The following is a 22,897-nucleotide window of genomic DNA, read 5'->3' as shown; positions in this document are numbered from 1 at the left end:
CGTGTAGCAGCGCCGTAAGGGACCAATGGCACAATGCGGTTCATGACCAATGACGTTCCCTCCCCAGCACCCCGCGGCTTCTACCCCCCGATTGAGCCCTACGCCTCCGGCCTGCTCGACGTCGGCGACGGCCAGCGGGTCTACTGGGAGGAGTGCGGCAACCCCGACGGCGTGCCCGCGGTGTTCGTGCACGGCGGCCCGGGTGGGGGCTGCGCGCCGGAGCACCGCCGCTGCTTCGACCCCGAGCGCTACCGCGTGGTCCTGTTCGATCAGCGGGGCTGCGGCCGTTCCCTCCCCCACGCCTGGGAGCCGGAGGCGGACCTGTCCACGAACACCACCTGGCACCTGGTGGCAGACCTGGAGCGTCTGCGCCGCCACCTGGGGGTGGAGCGCTGGCTGGTCTTCGGCGGCTCCTGGGGCTCCACCCTGGCGCTGGCCTACGCGCAGAAGCACCCTGAGCGGGTCAGCGCCCTGGTGCTGCGCGGCGTGTTCACCCTGCGCAAGCGGGAGCTCGACTGGTACTACGAGGCGGGCGGCGCGGACATGGTGTGGCCGGACGAGTGGGAGAAGTACGTGGCGGCGGCCGGGCCGGGGGTGGGGCCGGGCGGCTACATCCAGCGCTACCACGAGCTCCTGACGGACCCGGACCCGGCGGTGCACGGGCCCGCCGCCCTGGCCTGGACAACCTGGGAGGCAGCCACCTCCACGCTGCTTCGGGACCAGGCGCACATTGACGAGGTGCAGGACCCCCAGTACGCCATCACCTTCGCCCGGATCGAGAACCACTACTTCCTCAACCGTGGCTGGCTGGAGGACGGCGAGCTGCTGCGGAGCGCCCGCACGCTCTGCGAGCACGGGATCCCGGGGGTGGTCGTGCAGGGCCGCTACGACATGTGCTGCCCCATCGGCACGGCCTGGGCGCTGCACCGGGCCTGGCCGGAGGCGGAGCTGCACATCTCACCCACTGCGGGACACTCCTTCGCGGAGCCCGAGACCCTGGCGGCCCTGGTGGCGGCCACGGACCGTTTCGCGCAGGAGCTGGCGACGACGTCGGCGGCTGGCACGCAACCGGAGACGGCAGCGAAGTTGGTTGCCGGTGCGCAGCCGGAGCTGGCGGCGACGGCGTCGGTTGCTGGAGCAGAGCCGGGGCTGGCGGCGGAGTCGGCCACCGGCACGATGCAGGAGGCGCAGGCATGAGGCTCACTTCCAGGCAGCGCTACCTGGCGTCCTTGGTGGCTGTGGCGGCGGTGACCCTGCTGGCAGTGGGGCTGGCAGGCGGCTGGGTGGCTCTGCGCACGCGGCAGGCTGACGGCACGGCGAGCCTGCTGTCGGGCGTGGTGATCGCGCTGATCGCCCTGCTGGGGTGGAGCGTGGGCAACCGGCTGCGGGAGCGGCACGTGCTGAAGCTGCCGCTGTGGCGGAGGCTGGACCGCAAGCAGCTGGCGCTGGTGGCGCAGTACCGGCAGTGGCGGCGCACGGGCCGGGTCGGGGAGCCGCCCGCCGCGGAGGCGGGTAGCGATGTCCAGCCTGCGTCCGGGGCGGCCGATGCCGGGCTGGCGGGCCTGTCCAAGCGGGACCGGGCGCGGCGCGCCCAGGTGCTGGCGGAGCAGGAGCGGCGGCGGCGTCAGGGCGGCAGGTAACCCGGCGTCGTCAGGGTGGCAGGTAGCCCGGCGTCGTCAGGGTGGCGGGCAGCGACGGGCAGCCTAGAGCCGTCAGGGCAGCAGGCCGCCCCGAGCCACCAGGTACGTAGAGCTCAGCGGGTCGGGGCGGCGGCCGGGACAGTGCGCCAGGTCTCCAAGGTGTCCCGCAGATCACTCCCGGCAGGCCGCTCTCGACTGGACTCGCTCGGGCAGGGCACGTAAAGTCTTCCTTCGTCGCCAGGCGGACAAAGCCTGGAGATGATGCCTCCTTAGCTCAGTTGGTTAGAGCAGCGGACTCTTAATCCGCGTGTCCAGGGTTCGAGTCCCTGAGGGGGTACCACCGCCAGGACCATGGTCTTGGTTGTGATATTCTGACCAAGCCTCCTTAGCTCAGTTGGTTAGAGCAGCGGACTCTTAATCCGCGTGTCCAGGGTTCGAGTCCCTGAGGGGGTACCACGTGAGAGCCGCCCAGACCGTTGCTGGTGCGGTGCGGTAGATCCGCTGTCTTCCCACCTTTTTCTGAGGCCTCGTTAACAGGCTTCCGCGGAGGCTGGCAGTCTTCTGACCAGGCTAGGGAATACTTGTGCAACGTCATGTGTTGCGACTCACGTGCGCACCTGTGAAAGTGGGTGCCTGCGGAACGCCCGTCTGGTGACGCAGTGCGTTCCACCTGAAGACCACTTGGTGCGCAGGCCGCAGGAGGTAGCTTCCTCCCGCCTGCCACCTGGGCCCTCCGGGGCCGTTGATGATGAGGAGAAGAATGATGAGGAATATGGAGAACCAGCATGAGGCCGCTGTTCGCGAGCTGGAGGCCGCGCAGGCTGAGCTCAGCTCACTGGCAGCCAGCGCCTCCCCCTCCCGCCTGGAGCGCGCCCTGGAGCGCGTGCACGCGGCGCAGGAGGCTCTGGCCCTGGCTGCCTGAGCGACGCCGGGGTCCAGCCCCGGCCCAGTGACGACTCCGCAGGGGGTGGCACCGGTGGGTGCCACCCCCTGGTCGTTCGTGTGGTGGTGGCCTGTGGGACGGAGGGGCTGGCTGCGGGACTAGGGGCATGTTGTCCTTATGGGCGGTAGGGACAGCTCCTGGCCTGACGTGCCGCCTCTGGGCATGGCGGCTGTCCCTGATGGAGTGGCGGCGGCCTTCTGACAGTAGAGACGGCTCCTGCCTGGCGGGCTTGGCCCTTGTCCGTTGGGGTTGGCTCCTGGAAGGCGGTGCAGCCTGTGGGAGCAAGGGGTTCCACCAGCTGGAGCTGAAGGACAGGGCGCTTTCCAACAGACAGGGCACGTTGCTGGCGGGTTATCGGCGCGAATGCGGGTTAGCCGTGTGAATGTGTGTGGTTCGGGTGTGGTGGGGTCGTGCGGTCCGGTGTTGGCTGGGTCGGGTGGGTGTGGGCTGTCCCGGGGGGGGATTTTGTGGCGCTTGTCTTGGTCTGGTGGGTCTTGTGGTGCCTGGGTGGGCGCGTTTTGTCACTGGTGGAGGCTTAGAGCACTTCCCTGGTTCTGGGGTGGGGGAGTTTTTGGCTTGATGCCGCGGTGGTTGAAGGTTCAGCGGTCGGTGCCAGGGCCTCTAGCCCTCCGCCAGTGACAGCTCCCGCGCTGCCCAGCCCACCAGGGGCAGCCGGGGCCACAGGGTCACCAGCCCCCTACCCACACACGCACCCAGCCCAGCAAGGGCGGCCAGGGCCACAGACCCTTTCGGCGCGTGGGCCGCAGGGGCCTGCCAAGCGGGCCAGGCGTTCTAGCCGCCGGTAGGCGCGGCGCACCCGGGGGCGGGGTCGGCCACCACCAACGCCAGCTAAGGAGGCAGGGGTAGGCGCGGCGCACCCGGGGGCGGGGTGCCCATGTCGTAGCCCTCGAAGCTGACGAAGCCGTAGGCGCGGTGCACCCGGGGGCGGGTGTACCACCATGTGCGCCCTGTCGGGGTGTCGGTCGTGGGGTCCTAGGCGGCGGTGGCGCGCTGGCCCAGCCGTTTGGAGTGTGCAACTCCCCCGGCAGAGACCCAAAGCCCCGCCAGGATCGCGCCGACCCGCTGCTGACTGCGTGCAGCGCCCCCAGCGGAGCCCCCAGCGGAGCCCCGAAAGCCCACAGCCGAGTCCCCGTACAATCCCGCAGCGGTAAGCGCATCACACCGTCGCGCCAGCCACCTATCGCGACTCTCCGCACAGGGTGGCGGGGCACGAGTCCACCAGGAGGCCCCACTCACTACTGCCCACACGCGGCCAAAGCGGCACCCCTCCACGGCCTGGGCGAGCAGCTGTGCCGACCACGGCTCAGGCCGGGGAGAGTCAGCGTCGGCGTCGGCGGGGTGGCAGGATGGTCTTGGGACCGTTAGAGAGGATCATGATGCCCGTTCTGTCTGTTGGGGACACTGCCCCGGAGTTCTCGCTGCCCGGCCCGGACGGCGAGCAGGTGAGCCTGGCTGGGCTGCGTGAGCGCTCCGTCAAGGGTGTGGTGGTGTACTTCTACCCGAAGGCCTCTACGCCGGGCTGCACCAAGGAGGCTTGCGACTTCCGGGACTCGCTGGCCGCGTGGCGGGAGGCCGGTTACGAGGTGGTGGGGGTGTCCCCGGACTCACCTGCGGCGGTGGCCCGTTTCACGGAGAAGCAGTCGCTGCCCTTCCCGCTCCTGTCTGACCCCGAGCACGAGGTGCTGGAGGCCTGGGGGGCGTGGGGCGAGAAGAAGAACTATGGGCGGGTGTACACCGGCGTGATCCGTTCCACGGTGGTGGTGGACCGGGACGGAAAGGTGGCTCTGGCGCTGTACAACGTGAAGGCGACCGGCCACGTGGACCGGCTGCGCCGCGAGCTTGGCGTGTAGGTTCTGGCAGCGGGGACCGGCCGGGAGCGGGTATGGTGTCCTCTGAGCGCGAGTGGCGGAACTGGTAGACGCCCCAGATTTAGGTTCTGGTGCCTTCGGGCGTGAGGGTTCGAGTCCCTTCTTGCGCACCACGGTGCTTGACGGCAGCCCTTGACTCGCAGCGAATTGACTGGTCCTGTCATTGACGATGAATCCAGTTCTCCCGGGCTGGGTAATGTCGGCTCTTTACAGAGAAGGTCACCTATTCTACGAGCCGCCACGCAAGAGGGCAGAAACTCTAAGCACAGGTTCACCAGAGCCTGGCCTAAAGCTTCGGCTATCTTGACCAGCCTGCCCCGGAGACAAGGCGCATCACCGTCTCCCCCACCGGCACTTACCCGTCAGCCAAGGTGGTCCAGTTAACCGTCTTGGCTGACGGGCAGTGCTCTTACTACCTCTCGCAGGCTACGCCGTCGTGGTCGCGGTCCAGGCCGTCGCGGTAGCCGGGGTCGCCGCGGTAGAGCGGGGCCGCCCCTGCCGCCTTGGCGTCCTTGCAGCTGGCGTAGTAGGCGGAGCCCTGCCCCTGACCTCCCCCACCCACGAAGGGCTGGATCTGCTGCGAGGCCGGAGGCTCGGCCTGCTTGGCCGCCTGCTCCTGCGCCTGCCTCTCCCGCTCCGCCTGCTCCTGCGCCTGCCGCTCCTGCTCAGCCTGCGCGGCCTGCTCCTGGGCCAGGCGCTCCTGCTCGGCCTTCTCCTTGGCCGCCTGCTCCTCGGCCGCAGCCTGTGCGGCCACCGACGCCGAGGCCTCAGCCTCCGCCACGTCGTTGCGGACGTCCAGGCTGATCTCCTGGTCAGCGGACACCTTTTCCCCGGCTGCAGGGGTCTGGGAGACGACCGACCACTCAGACTCTTTCTTGGCCTGCGCCACCCCCTTGACGTCCTTGAGGTTGACGGTGCCGGTCAGTCCGGCGTCGCTAAGCGCGCTGCGGGCCTGGTCCACCTTCATGCCCACGACGTCGGGAACAGTGACCTGCGCGGCAGCGGCCTGACTGGCGGAGGCAGCAGGCTTCTGCGGCGCTTCATCACACGCACTGAGAGCAGGTACGAAGACCAGGCAGGCCGCCAGGAGCGCAGCCGCCCGGGACCAACGGGCCACTGAGGAGGGAGAGTAGATGGGGAGGGTTTTCATGCGTTGTGCCTTTATGAGATACGGGATGGGGAGGGTGGGACCGCACTAGCAACGCACCCCCATATTGGCACACTTATTTCTAGCCCGCATCATGGTGACCGGCCCCTCCTAGCCTCACCTGGCGCCTTTCACTACTCCCGCAGACAGGGAGACGACACCCAGCAGGAGCCGCCTTTCAACACGCGAGGCCGTTCAAGAGGTGGCCGGGCCCCAGTGGCCGCTCCAGGACGACAGGCCATCCACAGGCCGGTGCCGTCCACCTCCCTAAGGCACAAGCCCTGGGACTCCAGCTCCTGACGCACGACCGCCATCCCGGGGTGGTGGACAGTCATCACGGTGGAGCGCCGGTCCACCACCTCGTCGCCGTCGATCGTCAGGTAGGTCATGGTCCAGCGCATCCGCTGGTCGTCCAGAGGTTCCCCCTGGGCACGACCCTGGTAGCGCAGCCCCCCGAGCCGGGTGTCGGCAAAGACGTGCTCGGCCACGGCCTCGGGGCGGTCCGGGGCCTGCAGGTCGAACAGTAACGGTGCCCCCACGGCCAGCCTGGCGGCCAGGCGCCTGAACACCTCGCGGCGCTCACCGGGAGCGAAGTGCCCCAGGACACCGAGCATGAGGGCCCCGCTCAGGGCGTCGGGCCAGGGGGCCTCCAAGGCGCCTTCTGGCCGCACCGTCACGCGCTCACGCCAGGCGGGCTCGGCAGCCAGGCGAGACAGCGCCAAGGACCTCATGGCGGGGCTCGGCTCTATCCCCACGACCTTCAGCCCCGCAGAGTGGCCAAGGAGCAGCTGTGCGGCCCGGCCGGAGCCGCAGCCTATGTCGAGCACAGGCCCGTCTGCGGGGCGCAGCGCCGCCAGGAACGCGGTCAGGGCCCGCTCCTGGAGAGCGGCGTACCCGGCAACCATCAGCTCGTAGGCTGAGGCGCTCGCCGCATAAGGGTCGTCACTCACGAACAGTAATGATAATAGTTCTCGTTAATATCTGACAGTGAAAGACTCCCGCACCGCCGTCGCCACCGTAACAGCGTTAGGTCAACCCCTCCCCCACCGGTACCCTTCACTAACGTGACTTCCACTGACCTCACCCGCAAGGACGGGCGTGCCGCCGACGAGCTCCGCCCCGTCACCATCACCCGCAGCTGGACCGAGAACGGCGAGGGCTCGGTGCTGATCGAGTTCGGCCGCACCCGTGTGCTGTGCGTAGCCTCCTTCACGGAGGGCGTCCCCCGCTGGCGCAAGGGCAGCGGCCAGGGCTGGGTGACCGCCGAGTACGCCATGCTCCCCCGCGCTGGCTCGGAGCGCTCCGGGCGGGAGTCCGTCAAGGGCCGCGTGGGGGGCCGCACGCACGAGATCTCCCGCCTGATCGGCCGCTCCCTGCGCGGGGTGGTGGACGTCTCCGCCCTGGGTGAGAACACCATCGCCCTGGACTGCGACGTGCTTCAGGCCGACGGCGGCACCCGCACCGCCTCCGTGACCGGCGCCTATATCGCCCTGGCGGACGCCGTCGCCTGGGGCACTGAGCGTGGCCTGGTCACCCCAAAGGCGGGCAGGCCGGTCCTGGCCGACTCGGTCAGCGCCATCAGCGTGGGCATCATCGACGGCCTCCCCTGCCTGGACCTGCCCTACGAGGAGGACGTGCGCGCCCACACGGACATGAACGTGGTCCAGACCGGCGACGGCCGCTTCATCGAGGTGCAGGGCACCGCGGAGCACCAGCCCTTCGACCGGGCCGAGCTCGACGCCCTGCTGGACCTGGCGGCCAAGGGCAACCGGGAGCTGGCGGCCCTGCAGGCACGTGCCCTGGCGGGCCCCAACGGTGTACCGCACACCGTCCGCTCCAGCGACGCGCAGGCCTGAGCATGGCTACGACGTCGACGCCGGTGGTGCCTGCGAACGCCCGCCTGGTCCTGGCCACCCACAACCCCGGCAAGCTGCGTGAGCTCCGGGAGGTGCTGGCGCCGCTGGTGCCCGGGCTGGACCCGACGGCGATTATCTCCGCGGCCGAGCTGGCTGTGCCCGAACCGGTGGAGGACGGCCTGACCTTTGCCGCGAACGCACAGATCAAGGCCCGCGCCCTGGCTGAGGCAACCGGGCTGCCTGCGATGGCTGACGACTCGGGCCTGTGCGTGGACGTGCTGGGTGGGGCGCCGGGGATATTCTCGGCCCGCTGGTGCGGTCACCACGGCGACGACGCCGCCAACCTGCGCCTGCTGCTGGAGCAGATCGCTGAGGTCCCGGACCAGCACCGGGGCGCCCGCTTCACCTGTGCGGCGGTGCTGGTGCTGCCGGGGCAGGCGGAGCCGGTGGTGGTGGAGCGCTCCATGGAGGGGCGGCTGCTGCGTGAGCCGGTGGGCGAGGGCGGCTTCGGCTACGACCCGGTGTTCGTGCCGGTCCAGGAGGACTCCCCCGGAGCTGCCGGGCGCACCACGGCGCAGATGAGCGCGGCCGAGAAGAACGCGATCTCCCACCGGGGGCAGGCCGTGCGCGCGCTGGCCCCCACGTTGGCAGAGCTGCTGCGCGCCTGAGATTGGGGACGGCGGTGGACCCCCGGACCTGCGGGCTGCAGGGAGCGGAGACTGAAGCCTGCGGGGCCTTGAGACTGGGGGGCTGCGCAGCTTTGAGATGGGAGCCTGCAGGGCCGTTGCGGCCTAGCGGCCTTCTCACGCAGGGCCCCGGAGGCTGCTCAGGCAAAGCCCTGGGAGGATGCTCACGCAAGGACCGGGAGCCCTGACCGCCGGATCCTGATCGGCTCAGCCGTCTAGTGGTCGTGCCTCGTAGACCTTCCAGCCGTCTCCCTCGTACCGCATGTGCAGGCTGATATTCAGATACGTATCAGCCTTCGCGGGGACCGTACTTCCGTCTTCCCTATACCTCAACGACCCTTTCTGAGTCAGGCTGACGCCGACCACTGACAGCGAGTCCCCGTCTGCGGGAGGCTGGTAGGAAAACGAGTGGAACTGAAACTCCCACGGCTCGATCCAGCCTCCATAGCTATACACTGACACGGTGTTGGCAACGACCGTGTTGCAGAAGGCGCACTCAGGGTCACTCATGGCCAGCCACTCATTGGTGTTACCACTAGCAAAGGTGTAGACGTACAGCAGCAGGAAGTACTGCGCCGCCTTCTTGGCGCCCTCAGGGGTATTCTCGTCCATACCCTCTAGCTTCTGAGGCACGGGCAAGGAGAAGGACCTGTCCCTGCTGGCCTGGGCCTCTGGGGAGAGGGAAGGGGTGGCGGTTAATTGGGTGGAGCCCTGCGTGGGTTGAGGTGAGTCTGCCTCCACGGTAGGCTCCAGGGGCTTGGCGGCCCGTGACACTGACTCACCGGCTTCCGCAGTGGGACTGGATTGTGCCGCAGGCTTGACGCTACAGGCGCTTACAGGTAGCGCCAGGAGCACCAGTGCCAGCACCCCGGCCACCGTGCGCAGCGTATGGCAAGCAGAAGCGGTCCCGGCTCGCCTACTTCCGCGGCTCACGCACCTGGGAAGCCGCGCCTGGGACAAGGCCTGCCGTAGGAGAGCGCTGCCACGTGAGGCGGCTGCGGGCACCAAGATTAATCGAGCTAAAGCAGCCTGGAACCCGTTGGCTAGCACAGGATCGAAGGTGGGCGTACCTGTAGGTCTTTTGCTTGGCATGGCTGTTCTTTCAGGGTCTAAGAGATCAGGGGTTACGAAGACGGTTGAAGAGGGAACCTGTTTGCTGGAGCCAGTCCTCCAATCTCGAGCGCCTGTGCTCATAGAGGAGTCCTCGTGACAGGCCCGGTTTGTGTGCCCCCTCCCTGGTGGCACGGTCTTGCTGGTGCCTTGGTGCGGGGGTTTAGCGGCCTTGTTCTTCTTCGGCTTCGTCGGTGAGGACGGCGGTGTAGTCCTTGACGTTGAAGGCGGTGGTGGTGCTGGTGGTGGTGATGGTGCCGGCTACGGGGCGGGTGGTGCCTTCGGGGGTGGTGTAGGTGGCGCTCCAGCTGGTGGTCAGGGTGATGTGCAGTCCTTGGGCGGGGGCTTGGTAGTAGTGGTAGACGCTGTGGTTGGGGTAGGGGTGGCCGGGGTCGGTGGTAGTGGTGGTGGTGCCGTCCCCCCAGGACCAGGTGTAGCTCTTGGGGGTGGCGGTGATGGTGACGGGGGTGTCCAGGACGGTGGTGGACAGGGTCTGGGGGCTGGGGTTGGTGTAGACGATCAGGGGCATGCCCAGGCGGGTGTTGAGCGAGGGTGGCTGGCGGGTGATACCCGAGCCGCCCACCAGCAGCCGGGCGACCTGGGAACGGGTCACCGTGACCACCCGCTTGCCCCCGGGCTGTAGCGCTGGTTGGGGCCCACCAGGAGCCACAGGCTCAGCAGGCAGCTCCCGGCAAGCGTTCCACACCTGGAAGTACACCTCAGGATCATCCACACCAGCACAATGAACAACCCCTTTTGAGGATTCTGGTGAAGCGGGCCCAGTAGTCACATAGTCACTCGCCCCAACGTTCTCTGCATACGTAAAGGATGACCTGGAGAGGCTCATGTCCTCTGTTATAACATGCTCTTCACTGCCTTCGATGGTGACACCATCACCCGTGATGTCTACATCAAGGTTCGGGCCTGACGGAACTATAGTAGCCACAATGGCCAGCAATGAGGGTAGCACAATACCAACTACCTGATATCTGCTCACTTTAGCACCTGTCCACCATGAATCATCCAGCGACCACCCACATAGTTCAGGCCTAAGCGTAGCACCTTATTTTCTTCTCGATCTGTTTGAGAGCCATTACCGAAAGCGTCATACTCGGTAGTTCCCGGGTTGGTGAGCTCAATATCGACGACGGTGTAGTTGTAGTCCGGTCCGGGTTTTCTGTGGGTGATGGTGTAGATCTCGATGTTCCAGTGGTCCGCCCAGCCACCGTTGTCGTGCAGCTCTTTGGTTACGTTCACCAGGTTCTCACAGAACTTGCACTCTTCTTCGGTTATGTCCTGCCAGGGTTTTGTGTCACCGGTGGTATAGGTGTAGGTGTACAGCAGCATAAAGTACTTGGCTGCCTGGGATGCGCCTTCTGGGCTGTTCTCGTCCATGCGCTCCAACCGGGGCGGCAGGGGCGTGGCCAGGGCCTGGTCCTTGCTGGCCTGAGCCTCAGGAGACAGCGAGGGTGCCGCTGACGGGCTGGCCGAGGGGGTGGGCGGCCAGGGCAGGCCCGCCGCCGAGGCAGAGGCCTCGGCCGAGGCGTAACGCTCCTTGGCCCGCGCAATCGCCTCCTCCCGCGTCAAGGTCGGCTTAGCCTCGGGCAAGCGATTACCCCCACAGGCACTGACCGGCAGCACCAGCACCACCACAGCCAGCAACCCCGCCACCAGCCGCCAACCCCGCCCAGCAGACCCCTTACGCACACCACGCCCGCCGTCGACTCCCTGCACGAGCAAACGCAACCGCCCCAGCACCGCACAAGCAGCACCCAGCCAATGGCCTACAGACCCCCGCCGCAAGAGCCCACCACCGCCCGGCCCACGCTCAGGCGCGAAGGGCACGACAGGTATCTGGACACCGGTGTCCCACACCCCGTCAGCAGGTGCAGGCACGTCAGCGGGGACAAGAGCGCTCACAGGTGCAGAGCTTTGCACGGCTTTCCTCACAAGGATCAGGAAGATCATCAGGGCAGGTGCCCGCAAGGCCCAGGCAGCTACCTTGCCGCCCTCCCCAAACAGGCACGAGCAGAGTCTAACCATCTCCAACGCCCGCCGGAGCCTATGTGGACAACTAAACGCAGTAGTCGCCTCTGCCGACATCAGACCAGCACCCCGCCCACCTCCGTGGACTTACCCCGCCGTGCTACGGCTACCTCTCCTTCACAGAGCAGGCCACACCGCTCACGACACCGCCCTCACCGCACCGCTCCCACTGCACCGCAGGCCTCATTGCGCTTCAGCGAGAGACTTCCCCAGTTAGGTGTCTCCGGGCCAATCTCCCCCAGTCGGGCCTCTCCAGGCCCATTCTCTCCCCGGCCAGTTTGCACAAGTCAGGCCTGGCCCATACCAGCCGCCCCCAGTCAGGCTTCCCCCGGCCCGCTCTCCTCCATACGGCTCCGCTCTCGCGTCTCGTCCTGGGCGGCAGCCTGCTCGTCCAGGCGCCGCTGCACCGGCTTGGGCACCATGGAGTCATGGGCCTTGGCGTAGCCGTACAGCACCCGCCAGCCCACCAGGGCCACAGACAGCAGCACCGTCGCCATCAGCAGCCAGTCCCCACCGGGCCAGCCGCCTCCCACCAGGTACTGGGCGGCCAGCCACCCCAGGCAGCCCCACACGGTCACCACGACGCCGTCAGGCCACGGCACCTCCAGGTGGTCCCCACCCTGCCGCCAGCACCCAAGCAGCCAGGCGCACAGCCACCCGGCCACCAGCCCGGTCAAGGGTCCAGCTCCCTGCCCCCACAGCACGCTCCCCCACTGGGGCAGCGTCTTGGTAGAGGCTGCGCCGACGGCGGTGGCCAGGCCCACGGCCAGCAGGTCCGCAGGCAGCACCAGCCACCAGCGTGTGCGCCGTCCGCGCGTCCAGGGGCGGTCAGGGCCGTCCGGCACCGCCGGGGTGAAGCTCAGGCCGCCCGCGGTCACGCCAGCAGCACTGTGCGTCACACCGGCCTCACGGCGCGCCGAGCCGACCTCACGGTGCACCAAGCCGACCTCACGCTCCACCGAACCAGCCTCCCGGCCCCCAGGCCCCGGCGGCTTCACCTGCGGCGTCACCACGTCTACTCCTTCGATTCAGAACCCGCTCCCCCGCCTCAGCGTCCACACCCCGTGACCGCGTCCGCTCCCGCGTCTCAGCGTCCACGTCTCAGATGGTCCAGGTCACCCCGGTGGCGGCCACCTCCACGGGCCCGTCGTAGACCTCACGGGCCTCACCGGCAGGCACCTGCGGGTCAGTCCAGGGCTGGATATGGGTCAGGACCAGACGACCAGCCGCCGCACGCCCGCCTTCCCCACTGGTTCCAGCCGCCAGCTGCCCGGCCCGACGGCCCGTCAGGTGCATCCCGCGCGGCTCGGTGCCCTGCTCCGTGAAGGCGGCCTCCGCCAGCAGCAGGTCCACGCCGTCGCTCATGGCCTCAATGCCCGCACACAGGTCCGTGTCACCGGTGAAGGCCAGCGAGACCTGGCCCTCGCCCTCCTCGGCGGGCCCCTCCACCCGGTAGCCGTAGGACTCCACCGGGTGCAGGGCCGCAAAGGGTGTGACCCGGAACGGCCCGACCTGCACGCCCTGCCCCGGCACCGCCGTCATGAAGGTGAACTCGGTGGCGTAGTCCTCCTCCTCCCGCACGGTACCGTCCACGCCGTTGAGACGGTCCAGCAGCTCTGCCGGGCCGATGGTCAGCACCGGCCCCAGGGCCCCCGCCGGGTTCCAGCGCCGGTACACGTGCATCCCCACCATGTCCACCATGTGGTCGGCGTGGCAGTGGGAGATCAGCAGGCCGTCCAGCTCGGCGGGGTCCAGGTAGTTGAGCATCTGCCCCATGGAGCCCGGCCCCAGGTCCATCACCAGGGACCAGGTCCGCTCCACGCCGTCAGCACCTGCGGCGCGCGCCTGGACCAGGTAGGACGACGCGCTGGAGCAGGGGCCGGACATGGACCCCGAACACCCGATGATGGTCAGCTTCATGCAGTCTCCGTGTGCAGTAAGGCCGGAACAGGAGAAGCCTCAGGGTTGGCGGGGGTGCGGGGGCGTACCGCGTCCACCTCCGGGCCCAGGAAACGGCGGGCCAGGGCGGTGAAGGCCTCTGGCTCCCCGGTGGCCCGGAACTGGTGCACCGGCGGTGGGGCCTGCGGGCTACGCAGCAGGTCAGCCTCCGCCAGGGCCCGGTAGGTGTCCTTGGCGGTCTCCTCCGAGCTGGTCACCAGGGTCACGTCCTGGCCCATGACGTAGGAGATCGGCCCGAGCAGCAGCGGGTAGTGGGTGCAGCCGAGCACCAGCGTGTCCACCCCGGCGGCCTTGATCGGCGCCAGGTACTCCTCGGCGACGTCCAGCACCTCAGGGCCGGTGGTAACGCCCGCCTCCGCCAGCTCCACGAAGCGGGGGCAGGCCTGCTGGACCAGCTCGATGCCCGGCACCGCCTCCAGGGCGTCCGCGTAGGCCCCCGACTCCACGGTCCCCCGGGTGGCGACGACCCCGACCTTGCCGTTGCGGGTCACGCGCGCGGCGGAGCGGGCCGCCGGGTGGATCACCTCCACCACGGGCACCCCCCGCCCCAGGGTGTAGCGCTCCCGGGCGTCGTGCAGCACGGCGGCGCTGGCGGTGTTGCAGGCGATCACCAGCAGCTTGACGCCGCAGTCCACCAGCTCGTCCATGACCTGGATCGCCAGGTCCCGCACCTGTGCGAGCGGGCGGGGGCCGTAGGGGCCGTGCTTGGTGTCCCCGATGTACAAGACCTCCTCGCTAGGGAGGAGGTCGAGCACGGCGCGCGCAACAGTCAGGCCGCCGACTCCAGAGTCGAACATGCCGATGGGCGCGTCATTCATGAGGCCGAGACTAACCTGCCCTTAATTTTCCTCGACCGCGCTGAGCAGTGATTCCTGCCACCAGGTCACCATCTCGTAGAGCACCACCTGCACGTACCGTAGCCGGGCCTGTGGGGGACTCTGCGGCGACGGCGGGGCCAGCGCCTGCTCATGGACCGCCTCAGCGTCCTGGGCCGTGAGGATCTCCAGCCGTTGTGAGAGGAACAGGCGCAGGTCGTTGAGCGCCCCCAGCCACTGCGGCAGCAGCCTGTCCGTAACCAGCACCGCCCCCTGCGGCCCCGTGGGCTCCAGCAGCTCCTGCTCCAGCCCCAGCAGGCGGTTGCGCTTGTCCTGGCGCAGCGGCTCCCGGGTCATGGCGGCGGTCTCGGCAGCCAGCTGGGGGTCCGGGCTGGAGGCGGGCAGCAGCAGCTCCAGGGCTGGGTCGGCAGCAGCGACGACGCCGGGGTCCGCCGTCGGCCCGGGCTGAAAGTCCAGGGCAGCCAGGATGCCGGCGTCAGCCAGGCTCTCCCCCTCCCGCACCCCCGGGGGCACGTCCCGGCTGGCTGCCTGCCCCCCAGCGGCCTGTCCCGGGCCGGAGCCGTCCCCGGCATCGGCCTCCTGGGGGACAGCGGGGGCCAGGACCGCGGCCACCTCCTGCACCAGGTCCAGCAGGGCGGCCCGCTCCCAGGGCTCCAGCCAGGAGCTGAAGCCGTTGGCACCACGGTTAAAGGCTCGCAACTCAGGCTCCCGCCCCAGCCGGGTCAGAGCCGGGCTCACCGTCAGCGCCCAGCGGCTCCAGGGTGGCGCGCAGGCCGTAGGAGTGCATGGCGGCCACGTCCACCTCCATACGCTCGCGCGCCCCGCGTGAGACCACGGCGCGCCCGCGGGTGTGGACCTCCAGCATCCGGGCGCGCGCCACTGCCTTGGAGAAGCCGAAGTAGCTGCGGAACACCCAGGTCACGTAGCTCATGGTGTTCACCGGGTCGTCGTGGACGACCGTGCACCACCGGCGGGTGGTTTGGGGGCGCTCCAGCACCTGGGCCTGCGAGCGGGTCCCGGGGGCCGATTCAGCAGTCACGCTCTCAGAGTAGCGGGCAGGCGGCCCCGCTCGTGGACCTGGGGCAGTAGATTGCTGTCATGACATCCCTTAACGGCCGTGGCTGCCACAGCACGGCGCTCCTGACCGACATGTACGAGCTGACTATGCTGCAGGGCGCGCTGCACGCCGGCACCGCCGAGCGGCAGAGCGTCTTTGAGCTCTTTGGCCGCCGCCTGCCCTCCTCCCGCCGCTTCGGGGTGGTGGCAGGCACCGGGCGGCTGCTGGACGCCATCGAGTCCTTCTCCTTCACCGGCGAGCAGATCGACTTCCTCAAGCGCACCGGAATCGTTGACGACACCACCCTGGACTACCTGCGCGGCTACCGCTTCACCGGCACGATCCGCGGCTACGCCGAGGGCGAGTGCTACTTCTCCGGCTCCCCGCTGCTTACGGTGGAGGGCACCTTCGCAGAGGCCTGCATCCTGGAGACCCTGGCCCTGAGCATCTACAACTACGACTGCGCGGTGGCCTCCGCCGCCTCCCGGATGACGATCGCCGCGCACGGCCGCCCCTGCGTGGACTTCGGGGCCCGCCGGGCCAACGAGCACGCCGCCGTGGCCGCCGCCCGGGCGGCAGTTGTGGGTGGCTTCGTGGGCACCAGCGACCTGGAGGCGGGCATGCTCTACGGCATCCCCACCGTGGGCACCTCCGCCCACTCCTTCACGCTGCTGCACGACTCCGAGGAGGATGCCTTCGCCGCCCAGGTGGCCTGCCTGGGACCGGGCACCACGATCCTGGTGGACACCTACGACATCGCCACCGGGGTGGAGCGGGCGGTCAAGGCGGCCCGGGCCGCGGGCGGGGAGCTGGGGGCGGTGCGCCTGGACTCCGGTGACCTGGTGGCTGAGGCATTCAAGGTCCGTGCCCAGCTGGACGCCCTGGGGGCGACGACCACCCGCATCACGGTCACCAACGACCTGGACGAGTACGCGATCGCCGGTCTGGGTGCGGCCCCGGTGGACTCCTACGGCGTGGGCACCAAGCTGGTCACCGGCTCGGGCCGCCCGACGGCCGCGCTGGTCTACAAGCTGGTGGAGCGCATGGGCGCCAGCGGGCAGATGGAGGAGGTCGCCAAGTTCTCCTCCGGCGGCAAGGCCACGGTCGGTGGACGCAAGTGGGCGGGCCGGGTCCTGGATGAGCAGGGCCGCGCCAGCGAGGAGCTGATCGTCTCCGCCAGCGGCCCCCAGGAGGCCCAGGCGGCGCTGCAGGAGGCGGGGGCCCGGCCCCTGCAGGTGGAGCTGGTGCGTGACGGGGTAATCGTGGAGGAGCACCGGGGGCCCCAGGCCCTGCAGGCCGCCGCCGAACGCCACCGTCAGGCCCGGGCGGAGCTGCCCTATGACGGCTGGCGCCTGAGCGAGGGTGAGCCCGCCATCCCCACCCGCCACCTGGACCTGGACGGCCGCCAGACCCGCCGCGGCTGAGACGCCGCCTCCGTCTCAGGACGTCTAGGTGACGCTGCGTCCCTGAGCAGGCTGGCCCCGCCCCTGGCTTCCCGTCGGGGCGGGGCCGTTCTGCTGCAGGTGCTGACGACGGCGTCGGCTCCGGCCCGTCTCAGCGCTTGCCGACGAACCAGCGGCGCAGCAGGCGCACGCGCTTCTCGATCTCCTCGGTGGAGGCCTGGGCCACCTCCGGGCCGCCGCAGACCCGCCGCAGCTCGTTGTGCACGACCCCGTGGGGCTGCCCGGAGCGGCGGGCCCAGGCCGAGACCAGCTGGGAGAGCTCCTTGCGGGCGGCCGCCCGACGGCGGGCGTCGTCCACCCCGGAGTTGGCCTGCCGCTGCCGGGCGGCCGCCGCCTCCCGCTTGGAGGCCTTGATCTGGGCCTCCTGGCGCTGACGCAGCAGGGCGGTGACCTCCTCCGGGGCCAGCAGGCCCGGCAGGCCCAGGTACTCCTGCTCCTCCACGGAACCGACCATGGCCCCGGTGCCGAACTCGCCGCCGTCGAACAGCACCCGGTCGAACTCGGCGGTGGAGTCCATGGCCTCGAAGGCCCCGAAGAGGTCGTCGGAGGCCTGCTCGGTCTTGTTCGCCTCCGCGATCAGCCGGTCCTCGGGGTAGGCGAAGGCGTCCTCGCCCTTCTTGGGGGCGTTCAGGACGTGGTCTCGCTGCACCTCCATCTCCCCGGCCAGGGACAGCAGCGGGGTCACGGAGGGCAGGAAAACGCTGGCGGTCTCCCCGCGGGCCCGGGAGCGCACGAAGCGCCCCACGGCCTGGGCGAAGAACAACGGCGTGGAGGTGGAGGTGGCGTACACCCCCACCGCCAGGCGAGGCACGTCAACCCCCTCGGAGACCATGCGCACGGCCACCATCCACCGGTCCTGGGAGGCGGAGAAGGCCTCGATACGGCTGGAGGCCCCGGAGTCGTCGGACAGGACCACGGTGGGGGCCTTACCGGTGATAGCACGCAGCTTGGCGGCGTAGGCGCGGGCTGAGGCCTGGTCGGAGGCGATCACCAGCCCCCCGGCGTCGGGCACCTGCCGGCGCACCTCGGTCAGGCGCTGGTCGGCGGCCGCCAGCACGGCGGGGATCCACTCGCCGTCGGGGGCCAGGGCGGTGCGCCAGGCCTGGGACTCCAGGTCCTTGGTGAGCGGCTCCCCCAGGCGGGCGGAGAGCTCGTCCCCCGCCTTGGTGCGCCAGCGCATCTCACCGGAGTAGGTCATGAACATGACCGGCCGCACCACGCCGTCTCGCAGGGCCTCTGAGTAGCCGTAGGCGTAGTCCGCCCGGGAGCGTTTCACCCCGGCCTCGTCCTGCTGGTAGGTGACGAAGGGGATCGGGGCGGTGTCGGAGCGGAAGGGGGTGCCGGTCAGGGCCAGGCGCTTGCGCGCCGGGGTGAAGGCCTCCCGGATGGCGTCCCCCCAGCTCAGGGCGTCCCCGCCGTGGTGGATCTCGTCCAGGATCACCAGGGTGCGGGTGGCGCTGGTGCGGGCCCGGTGCAGGTTGGCGTTGGCGGCCACCTGCGCGTAGGTCACGGCCACGCCGTCGTACTTGGCACCCAGTGCCCCCTGGGAGTTGGTGTAGGAGGGGTCCACCTGGATGCCCACCCGGGCGGCGGCCTCTGCCCACTGGAACTTGAGGTGCTCGGTGGGGCACACGATGGTGACCTTGTGGACCTCGCCCGCGCTGAGCAGCTCGGCGGCGATCCGCAGCGCGAAGGTGGTCTTGCCAGCCCCGGGGGTGGCGACGGCCAGGAAGTCCTGGGGCAGGTCACGCAGGTAGCTCTCCAAGGCAGCCGCCTGCCAGGCGCGCAGCGGACGGCTGGTGCCCCAGGCGGCGCGCTGGGGGTAGGCCGGGGACAGGTTCTCCGCGGCGAAGATGGAGGGCTGGTGGGGGTTGCTGCGTGCCTGGCTTCCGCGGGCCGGGCTCACCTATCCCCCCGCCTGAAGGGGTTGCGGGGGAAGCGCGGGCCGGAGCCGGAGTCGTCCCCACCACCGGTCATCTGCTCGTAGATGGCCTTGCAGGTGGGGCAGACAGGGTACTTGGAGGGGTCACGGCCGGGGGTCCAGACCTTGCCGCACAGGGCCACCACGGGCCTGCCGGTGGCGGCGGAGGCCTCCATGCGGTCCCGGCGCACGTAGTGGGCGAAGCGGTCGGCGTCGCCGTTGCTGGTGTCCTGCAGCTCCTCCCGCTCCAGGACCGCGGTGCCTACGGACTGCGAGGGCTCGGTGCTGGGGGCGCTGGGTGGCAAGGGGCCCTGAGGGTCACTCATGGCCCAGGCGCCCTGCAGGGGGCTCCGGCTGTGGCGGCGGGATGCAGTCATGTGCCCAGTGTAGGCCTGGGTCCTGACACGGGCGCCGTCGGGCTGCTGCCCCGGCCTGTGCGAAGCCTCTCCCCCAGCTGCTGCCCACGGCCCTGCCGAGCCTGCCACGACTACGGTGGCCGCCAGCAGCCGGGCGGGCTGACTGACGGCCACCGTTACCGCGAGCGCTGCGGCAGGGCCTGCGGGGCGCACCTCAGTACACGCCCCGGTACACGGCTCAGTGCGCGCAGGTGAGCCGGGAGGCAGCCGCCCGGTCCACCAGCACCAGGGCGTCGTCGTGCTGCTGCATGACGGTGGCGGGCCACTCGGGGCTGACCTCGCCCTCAACCAGCTGGCGCACGGCCTCCGCCTTGTTCTCACCGGTGGCGATCAGCACCAGCTTGCGGGCCTTCATGATCGTGGACAGGCCCTGGGTGATGCAGTGGGTGGGGACGGCGTCGATGTCGCCGTCGAAGAAGCGGGCGTTGTCGGAACGGGTCTGCTCGGTGAGGGTGTCGACGTGGGTCACGGAGTCCAGGGGCCCGCCAGGCTCGTTGAAGCCGATGTGCCCGTCAGCCCCGATGCCCAGGATCTGCAGGTCGCAGTAGCCTGCGGCCGCCATCTTGGCCTCGTACTCGTCGCAGGCGGCCTGCAGGTCCTCGTTGAGGGCGTCGGGGCCCTGGAGGGCGCCCAGGGGCATGTCCACGCGGGAGCGCAGGTGACGCTCCATGAAGGTGGCGTAGCGCTCGGGGTGCCCCTCGGGCAGGCCCACGTACTCGTCCAGCATGAATCCCTTGACCTGCTTGAAGGAGATACGGCCCTGCTGGCAGCGGCGGGTCAGCTCGTCGTAGAGCGGCAGCGGGGAGGAACCGGTGGCGGTGCCTAGCACGGCGTCCGGCTTGGCCTTGAGCAGCTCCTCGATGACGTCGGCGGCACGCTGAGCGATCTCTTCGGCGGTGTCCAGGATTACGAGCTCCACGATGGGGTTCCTTCGCTGTGTCGTGGTTGCGGCCACCGGTTCTGGGGCCGCCTGTTTAGCGCACCTTTGCGCGCCTCAGGGCCCCAGCCTAGGCCACGCGGCCAGGTGCTCGCGGGCGCAGCGGCGCAGCCGCGGCCAGGGAGTGTGTCACACCACCCGACTAGCGCCTACCACCGGCTCTCAGCGGGTCTCAGCGTGCCCTGGCCAGCCGCGCACGGTGGTGAGCACGGCCACCCCACGGCGGTCCAGGAGCCGACCACCTACCTGGATGCCGGCCCAGCACAGGCCCGTGCCCCACAGGATCCCCGCCGCCAGGAGCAGCCAGCCCCAGGCCCAGGCCCCCTGGCTCCAGATAACGCCCAGGCCCGCCATCAAGGGGGCCGCCACCAGCATGATCGCCACCAGGCCCAGCATCTGCAGCAGGGAGGCCACCAGGGCGATACCGGAGGTGCGGGACTTCAAGGGGCTCTCCCCCGGGGCGTTGGTCTCATAGAGCAGGTAGACACCGGACACGCAGCACCAGGCCAGGGAGACGCCGTAGACGGCCAGGGCCAGGCCGCCGACGGCTGGCGCCATGTCCCAGCGCCCGGTCCACACCGCTGCCGCCACGAGCAGCAGCAGTACCGTCGGCAGCTGCCACAGGCTGGCGGCCAGCGACCTGCCCAGGCGGTCGTCACGGCCCCGCAGGCCCGCGCTCAGGTGCATCCACTGGGCGGTGGAGTCGGTTCCCAGGTCGTTGTGCAGCGCCCACCCGGCGATCAAGGCAGTCAGGACCGGCAGGAGCATCAGGGGCGCAGGCGCGTGCCCCAGGGACAGGTCCACCCGCAGCGCCTCCTCCCCTATCTCCACGCGCACCCGGTCCTGCGCCATGTTCACCAGCCCCACAAGCACCAGCAGGGTCGGGATGGTAACTATCACCACAGCCATAGCCAGGTAGCGCGGGTCGCTGCGCCAGTAGCGCAGGCAGCGGGCGGCGACGGCGGCGGCCGGAGAGGGCACCAGGCGGCTAAGACGGCGGTGCCAGGCCAGGGTGCGGCGGGCGACGACGGCGCCCCCAGCGGCCTGCGGGACGGCGTCGGTGGGTACAGCAGCAGAGGCGGTGGCCCCACCGGGGCTGCCGGTGTTCACGGCCTCAGCGGCCACGTCAGCCCGCCCCGGCTCACCCGGCGTCCGCCAGCCCAGGCTGCGGGCGGCACGGGCGGGGCGCGCCCCACGGCCGCCACCGGCGACCATGACCTGTCCCACGATCCTGCCCCACAGGGGCAGCAGGGCCACGGGCAGGGCGACGGCGGCCAGGGCCAGCACCAGGGCGGTACCGTAACGGCCTGCCGCCAGGTGCGCGGGGGCGGCCACCGCCCAGCCGAAAGGCGTGTACCCCAGCCTCCAGGCCCAGGCGCTCAGGCGCTCCAGCTCCAGGTTCTCGGCGTCCGCGACCGCGTTGAACAAGGTGGGCAGCTGGGAGGCCACCAGCACGACCACCATCCCCACCAGCCCCAGTACCTCACGGCCACGCCGGCTGGTAGAGACACCGGAGCCGATCACCACCACCCGGGAGCCCACCACGCAGGTGGCCAGGACCACCGGGGCCAGCACCAGGGCCAGCAGGGCCGCCCCGGGGCGGCCTGCCACCACCCAGCACAGCACCGGCAGCAGCGTGGCGACGCCGGTGAGCAGCCCCGGCACCCCGGTGGCCCCGGCGGCGAGCAGGCCGAGCGCCAGGCTGCGGGAGGGGGCGATCCAGGCGGCCAGGGCCCGGGGGTCCAGGGTGGAGTCCACCCCGGTGAGCAGCAGCGGCACCAGCATCCAGCCCAGCACGGTCAGCGCCCCCACGCCGACGAGCACCGCCCCGGCCGCCTGCGGGGCCCAGGCTCCCAGGGCCCCCGCGCCGAGGACCAGCAGCGCCAGCAGCCCCACGCCCTGGACGGCGGCCAGCAGGCTGCCGACCAGCGCCCAGACGTTGCGGCTCAGGGCGTTTAGGGTCAGGCGCCACCTCAGTCTGACGAGGGTCGCAACCATGACAGCTCCTCCCGCTGCGTGGGGGCCCCGACCAGCTGGGCGAAGCGCGCGTCCAGGTCCTGCCCGGCCGCCACCTGCTCGGTGGTCCCGGCCGCGAGCACCTGCCCGGCGGCGATCACGGCGACGTGGCTGCACAGCCGCTGCACGGTGGCCATGACGTGGCTGGAGATGACCACCGTGCCCCCGGCCCGGGCGAAGTCCATGAGGATGTCCTGGATCGTGTGGGCGGACAGGGGGTCCACCGCCTCGAAGGGCTCGTCCAGCACGAGCACGGAGGGCGAGTGGACCAGGGCGCAGGCCAGGTTGACCTTCTTGCGCATACCGGCGGAGTAGTCGGCTACCAGGGTGTCCCGGTCCTGCGCCAGGCCCAGGACCTCCAGCAGCTGGGCGGTGCGGGCGGTGACGGTGCTCCGGTCCAGGCCCCGTAGCAGCCCGGCGTAGGTGACCAGCTCGGGGCCGGTCAGGCGGTCAAAGGTGCGCAGGCCGTCAGGCAGCACGCCCAGCTGCTTCTTGGCGCGGGCTGGATCGGCCCACACGTCCGCCCCGTGCACGTAGGCGGTCCCGGCGTCGGGCTGCAGCAGGCCGGTGGCCATGAACAGGGTGGTGGTCTTGCCCGCGCCGTTGGGGCCGACGACGCCGTAGACGGCGCCGGTGGGCACGTCCAGGGAGAGCCGGTTGACGGCCACCTTCTGCCCGAAGGCCTTGCACAGGCCCCGCAGTGCCAGGGCAGGGGCCTGGGCTCCTGGGGACGGAGCTGCCTGCTCCTGTGCCTGCTGCGGCTCCGGCGTCCTGGGACCTGCTGCTTGGCTCATGCCCCCAGGCTAGGGGGCGGCCTGGCTCCCGGCTTCCTCCGTGCGGAGGAGATCGGGGCTAGGCCTCCGGTAGGAGCCGGGCCCCGGGCCCTGCCTCCGGGCCGCTGGCGGCTCGCCGTTCACACCTGGCCTCCCCGATCGCCCTGACCACCCACGCAGGAAGGCGCGAGGCGCACCAGCC

General features: G+C 70.2%; 22 protein-coding genes and 3 tRNA genes. 10 read left to right on the top strand and 15 right to left on the bottom strand.

Annotation, left to right across the window (positions count from 1 at the left end; translation table 11 throughout):
• Nucleotides 1-42 precede the first annotated feature (42 nt).
• The 7 genes from pip (at nucleotide 43) to JG540_RS03770 (ending at nucleotide 4,585) form a co-directional block, all read left to right on the top strand.
• Nucleotides 43-1,197 (top strand): prolyl aminopeptidase, encoded by a 1,155-nt coding sequence (gene pip, locus JG540_RS03800; RefSeq protein WP_234042896.1) that lies wholly within the window; start codon nucleotides 43-45, stop codon nucleotides 1,195-1,197.
• Nucleotides 1,194-1,640 (top strand): hypothetical protein, encoded by a 447-nt coding sequence (locus JG540_RS03795; protein ID WP_200277375.1) that lies wholly within the window; start codon nucleotides 1,194-1,196, stop codon nucleotides 1,638-1,640. Before pip ends, JG540_RS03795 begins: the two co-directional genes overlap by 4 nt.
• A gap of 263 nt (nucleotides 1,641-1,903) precedes the next feature.
• Nucleotides 1,904-1,980, top strand: a tRNA-Lys gene (locus JG540_RS03790).
• Nucleotides 1,981-2,019: 39 nt separating this feature from the next.
• A tRNA-Lys gene (locus JG540_RS03785) sits at nucleotides 2,020-2,096 on the top strand.
• 307 nt (nucleotides 2,097-2,403) lie between these two features.
• Nucleotides 2,404-2,562, top strand: coding sequence for a hypothetical protein (locus JG540_RS03780; RefSeq protein WP_200278404.1), 159 nt, complete (start codon nucleotides 2,404-2,406; stop codon nucleotides 2,560-2,562).
• Nucleotides 2,563-3,980: 1,418 nt separating this feature from the next.
• On the top strand, nucleotides 3,981-4,454 hold the full coding sequence (gene bcp / locus JG540_RS03775) for a thioredoxin-dependent thiol peroxidase (RefSeq protein ID WP_200278057.1): 474 nt from the start codon (nucleotides 3,981-3,983) through the stop codon (nucleotides 4,452-4,454).
• Nucleotides 4,455-4,500: 46 nt separating this feature from the next.
• Nucleotides 4,501-4,585: transfer RNA gene (locus JG540_RS03770), tRNA-Leu, on the top strand.
• 299 nt (nucleotides 4,586-4,884) lie between these two features.
• Here JG540_RS03770 and JG540_RS03765 read toward each other — a convergent pair.
• Nucleotides 4,885-5,622, bottom strand: a complete 738-nt coding sequence (locus JG540_RS03765; protein ID WP_200277374.1) for an excalibur calcium-binding domain-containing protein — start codon at nucleotides 5,620-5,622, stop codon at nucleotides 4,885-4,887.
• Nucleotides 5,623-5,753: 131 nt separating this feature from the next.
• Nucleotides 5,754-6,569 carry a class I SAM-dependent methyltransferase gene (locus tag JG540_RS03760; RefSeq protein WP_200277373.1) on the bottom strand — a complete coding sequence of 272 codons (816 nt, stop codon included), beginning with the start codon at nucleotides 6,567-6,569 and terminating at the stop codon, nucleotides 5,754-5,756.
• Between the two features lie 114 nt (nucleotides 6,570-6,683).
• Here JG540_RS03760 and rph point away from each other — a divergent pair, with 114 nt between their 5' ends.
• Nucleotides 6,684-7,475, top strand: coding sequence for a ribonuclease PH (gene rph, locus JG540_RS03755; protein WP_200277372.1), 792 nt, complete (start codon nucleotides 6,684-6,686; stop codon nucleotides 7,473-7,475).
• A gap of 2 nt (nucleotides 7,476-7,477) precedes the next feature.
• Nucleotides 7,478-8,143, top strand: a complete 666-nt coding sequence (gene rdgB / locus JG540_RS03750) for an RdgB/HAM1 family non-canonical purine NTP pyrophosphatase (RefSeq protein WP_200277371.1) — start codon at nucleotides 7,478-7,480, stop codon at nucleotides 8,141-8,143.
• A gap of 225 nt (nucleotides 8,144-8,368) precedes the next feature.
• Here the strand turns inward: rdgB and JG540_RS10555 are convergent, their stop codons facing one another.
• The 8 genes from JG540_RS10555 to clpS form a co-directional block, all read right to left on the bottom strand.
• Complete coding sequence (locus JG540_RS10555; protein ID WP_267977958.1) at nucleotides 8,369-9,253, bottom strand: DUF6318 family protein; 885 nt, start codon at nucleotides 9,251-9,253, stop codon at nucleotides 8,369-8,371.
• Between the two features lie 181 nt (nucleotides 9,254-9,434).
• The gene (locus JG540_RS03740) at nucleotides 9,435-10,004 is read right to left on the bottom strand and encodes a zinc transporter (RefSeq protein WP_200277369.1); all 570 of its coding nucleotides are present in this window, start codon (nucleotides 10,002-10,004) and stop codon (nucleotides 9,435-9,437) included.
• Nucleotides 10,005-10,264: 260 nt separating this feature from the next.
• Nucleotides 10,265-11,239 carry a DUF6318 family protein gene (locus JG540_RS03735; RefSeq protein WP_200277368.1) on the bottom strand — a complete coding sequence of 325 codons (975 nt, stop codon included), beginning with the start codon at nucleotides 11,237-11,239 and terminating at the stop codon, nucleotides 10,265-10,267.
• Nucleotides 11,240-11,634: 395 nt separating this feature from the next.
• Entirely contained in the window at nucleotides 11,635-12,327 is a 693-nt protein-coding gene (locus tag JG540_RS03730; RefSeq protein WP_200277366.1) for a DUF3054 domain-containing protein, read from the bottom strand.
• Nucleotides 12,328-12,418: 91 nt separating this feature from the next.
• Nucleotides 12,419-13,237, bottom strand: coding sequence for an MBL fold metallo-hydrolase (locus JG540_RS03725; RefSeq protein WP_200277364.1), 819 nt, complete (start codon nucleotides 13,235-13,237; stop codon nucleotides 12,419-12,421).
• On the bottom strand, nucleotides 13,234-14,073 hold the full coding sequence (murI, locus tag JG540_RS03720; RefSeq protein WP_234042955.1) for a glutamate racemase: 840 nt from the start codon (nucleotides 14,071-14,073) through the stop codon (nucleotides 13,234-13,236). The genes JG540_RS03725 and murI overlap by 4 nt, the downstream gene beginning before the upstream one ends.
• Before the next feature lie 42 nt (nucleotides 14,074-14,115).
• Nucleotides 14,116-14,850, bottom strand: a complete 735-nt coding sequence (locus JG540_RS03715; protein ID WP_200277361.1) for a DUF2017 family protein — start codon at nucleotides 14,848-14,850, stop codon at nucleotides 14,116-14,118.
• Nucleotides 14,813-15,109, bottom strand: coding sequence for an ATP-dependent Clp protease adapter ClpS (gene clpS, locus JG540_RS03710; protein WP_234042953.1), 297 nt, complete (start codon nucleotides 15,107-15,109; stop codon nucleotides 14,813-14,815). Before clpS ends, JG540_RS03715 begins: the two co-directional genes overlap by 38 nt.
• Before the next feature lie 101 nt (nucleotides 15,110-15,210).
• On the opposite strand from clpS, the gene JG540_RS03705 reads away from it, so the two are divergent.
• Complete coding sequence (locus JG540_RS03705) at nucleotides 15,211-16,593, top strand: nicotinate phosphoribosyltransferase (RefSeq protein WP_200277357.1); 1,383 nt, start codon at nucleotides 15,211-15,213, stop codon at nucleotides 16,591-16,593.
• A gap of 130 nt (nucleotides 16,594-16,723) precedes the next feature.
• Here JG540_RS03705 and JG540_RS03700 read toward each other — a convergent pair whose 3' ends face one another.
• The 5 genes from JG540_RS03700 to JG540_RS03680 form a co-directional block, all read right to left on the bottom strand.
• Nucleotides 16,724-18,538 carry a DEAD/DEAH box helicase gene (locus tag JG540_RS03700; protein ID WP_200277355.1) on the bottom strand — a complete coding sequence of 605 codons (1,815 nt, stop codon included), beginning with the start codon at nucleotides 18,536-18,538 and terminating at the stop codon, nucleotides 16,724-16,726.
• Nucleotides 18,535-18,930, bottom strand: coding sequence for a DUF3039 domain-containing protein (locus JG540_RS03695; RefSeq protein ID WP_407648343.1), 396 nt, complete (start codon nucleotides 18,928-18,930; stop codon nucleotides 18,535-18,537). The genes JG540_RS03700 and JG540_RS03695 overlap by 4 nt, the downstream gene beginning before the upstream one ends.
• A gap of 217 nt (nucleotides 18,931-19,147) precedes the next feature.
• Nucleotides 19,148-19,888 (bottom strand): glucosamine-6-phosphate deaminase, encoded by a 741-nt coding sequence (nagB, locus tag JG540_RS03690; RefSeq protein WP_200277353.1) that lies wholly within the window; start codon nucleotides 19,886-19,888, stop codon nucleotides 19,148-19,150.
• Between the two features lie 180 nt (nucleotides 19,889-20,068).
• Nucleotides 20,069-21,904: a transporter gene (locus JG540_RS03685; protein ID WP_200277351.1), complete on the bottom strand. Its 1,836-nt coding sequence runs from the start codon at nucleotides 21,902-21,904 to the stop codon at nucleotides 20,069-20,071.
• On the bottom strand, nucleotides 21,880-22,716 hold the full coding sequence (locus tag JG540_RS03680) for an ABC transporter ATP-binding protein (protein ID WP_200277350.1): 837 nt from the start codon (nucleotides 22,714-22,716) through the stop codon (nucleotides 21,880-21,882). The genes JG540_RS03685 and JG540_RS03680 overlap by 25 nt, the downstream gene beginning before the upstream one ends.
• Nucleotides 22,717-22,897 lie beyond the last annotated feature (181 nt).

Source organism: Actinomyces weissii (genome assembly GCF_016598775.1).
Classification (GTDB): Bacteria; Actinomycetota; Actinomycetes; order Actinomycetales; family Actinomycetaceae; genus Actinomyces; species Actinomyces weissii.
This window is presented reverse-complemented; position numbering and strand designations above follow the sequence as displayed.

What these genes read in the sequence shown, in the direction of transcription:
- pip (WP_234042896.1), top strand. Translation starts at nt 43, where the DNA reads ATGACCAATGACGTTCCCTCCCCAGCACCCCGCGGCTTCTACCCCCCG.
- JG540_RS03795 (WP_200277375.1), top strand. Translation starts at nt 1,194, where the DNA reads ATGAGGCTCACTTCCAGGCAGCGCTACCTGGCGTCCTTGGTGGCTGTG.
- JG540_RS03780 (WP_200278404.1), top strand. Translation starts at nt 2,404, where the DNA reads ATGAGGAATATGGAGAACCAGCATGAGGCCGCTGTTCGCGAGCTGGAG.
- bcp (WP_200278057.1), top strand. Translation starts at nt 3,981, where the DNA reads ATGCCCGTTCTGTCTGTTGGGGACACTGCCCCGGAGTTCTCGCTGCCC.
- JG540_RS03765 (WP_200277374.1), bottom strand. Translation starts at nt 5,622, where the DNA reads ATGAAAACCCTCCCCATCTACTCTCCCTCCTCAGTGGCCCGTTGGTCC.
- rdgB (WP_200277371.1), top strand. Translation starts at nt 7,478, where the DNA reads ATGGCTACGACGTCGACGCCGGTGGTGCCTGCGAACGCCCGCCTGGTC.
- JG540_RS10555 (WP_267977958.1), bottom strand. Translation starts at nt 9,253, where the DNA reads ATGCCAAGCAAAAGACCTACAGGTACGCCCACCTTCGATCCTGTGCTA.
- JG540_RS03735 (WP_200277368.1), bottom strand. Translation starts at nt 11,239, where the DNA reads ATGATCTTCCTGATCCTTGTGAGGAAAGCCGTGCAAAGCTCTGCACCT.
- JG540_RS03725 (WP_200277364.1), bottom strand. Translation starts at nt 13,237, where the DNA reads ATGAAGCTGACCATCATCGGGTGTTCGGGGTCCATGTCCGGCCCCTGC.
- murI (WP_234042955.1), bottom strand. Translation starts at nt 14,073, where the DNA reads ATGTTCGACTCTGGAGTCGGCGGCCTGACTGTTGCGCGCGCCGTGCTC.
- JG540_RS03705 (WP_200277357.1), top strand. Translation starts at nt 15,211, where the DNA reads ATGACATCCCTTAACGGCCGTGGCTGCCACAGCACGGCGCTCCTGACC.
- JG540_RS03695 (WP_407648343.1), bottom strand. Translation starts at nt 18,930, where the DNA reads ATGACTGCATCCCGCCGCCACAGCCGGAGCCCCCTGCAGGGCGCCTGG.
- JG540_RS03685 (WP_200277351.1), bottom strand. Translation starts at nt 21,904, where the DNA reads ATGGTTGCGACCCTCGTCAGACTGAGGTGGCGCCTGACCCTAAACGCC.
- JG540_RS03680 (WP_200277350.1), bottom strand. Translation starts at nt 22,716, where the DNA reads ATGAGCCAAGCAGCAGGTCCCAGGACGCCGGAGCCGCAGCAGGCACAG.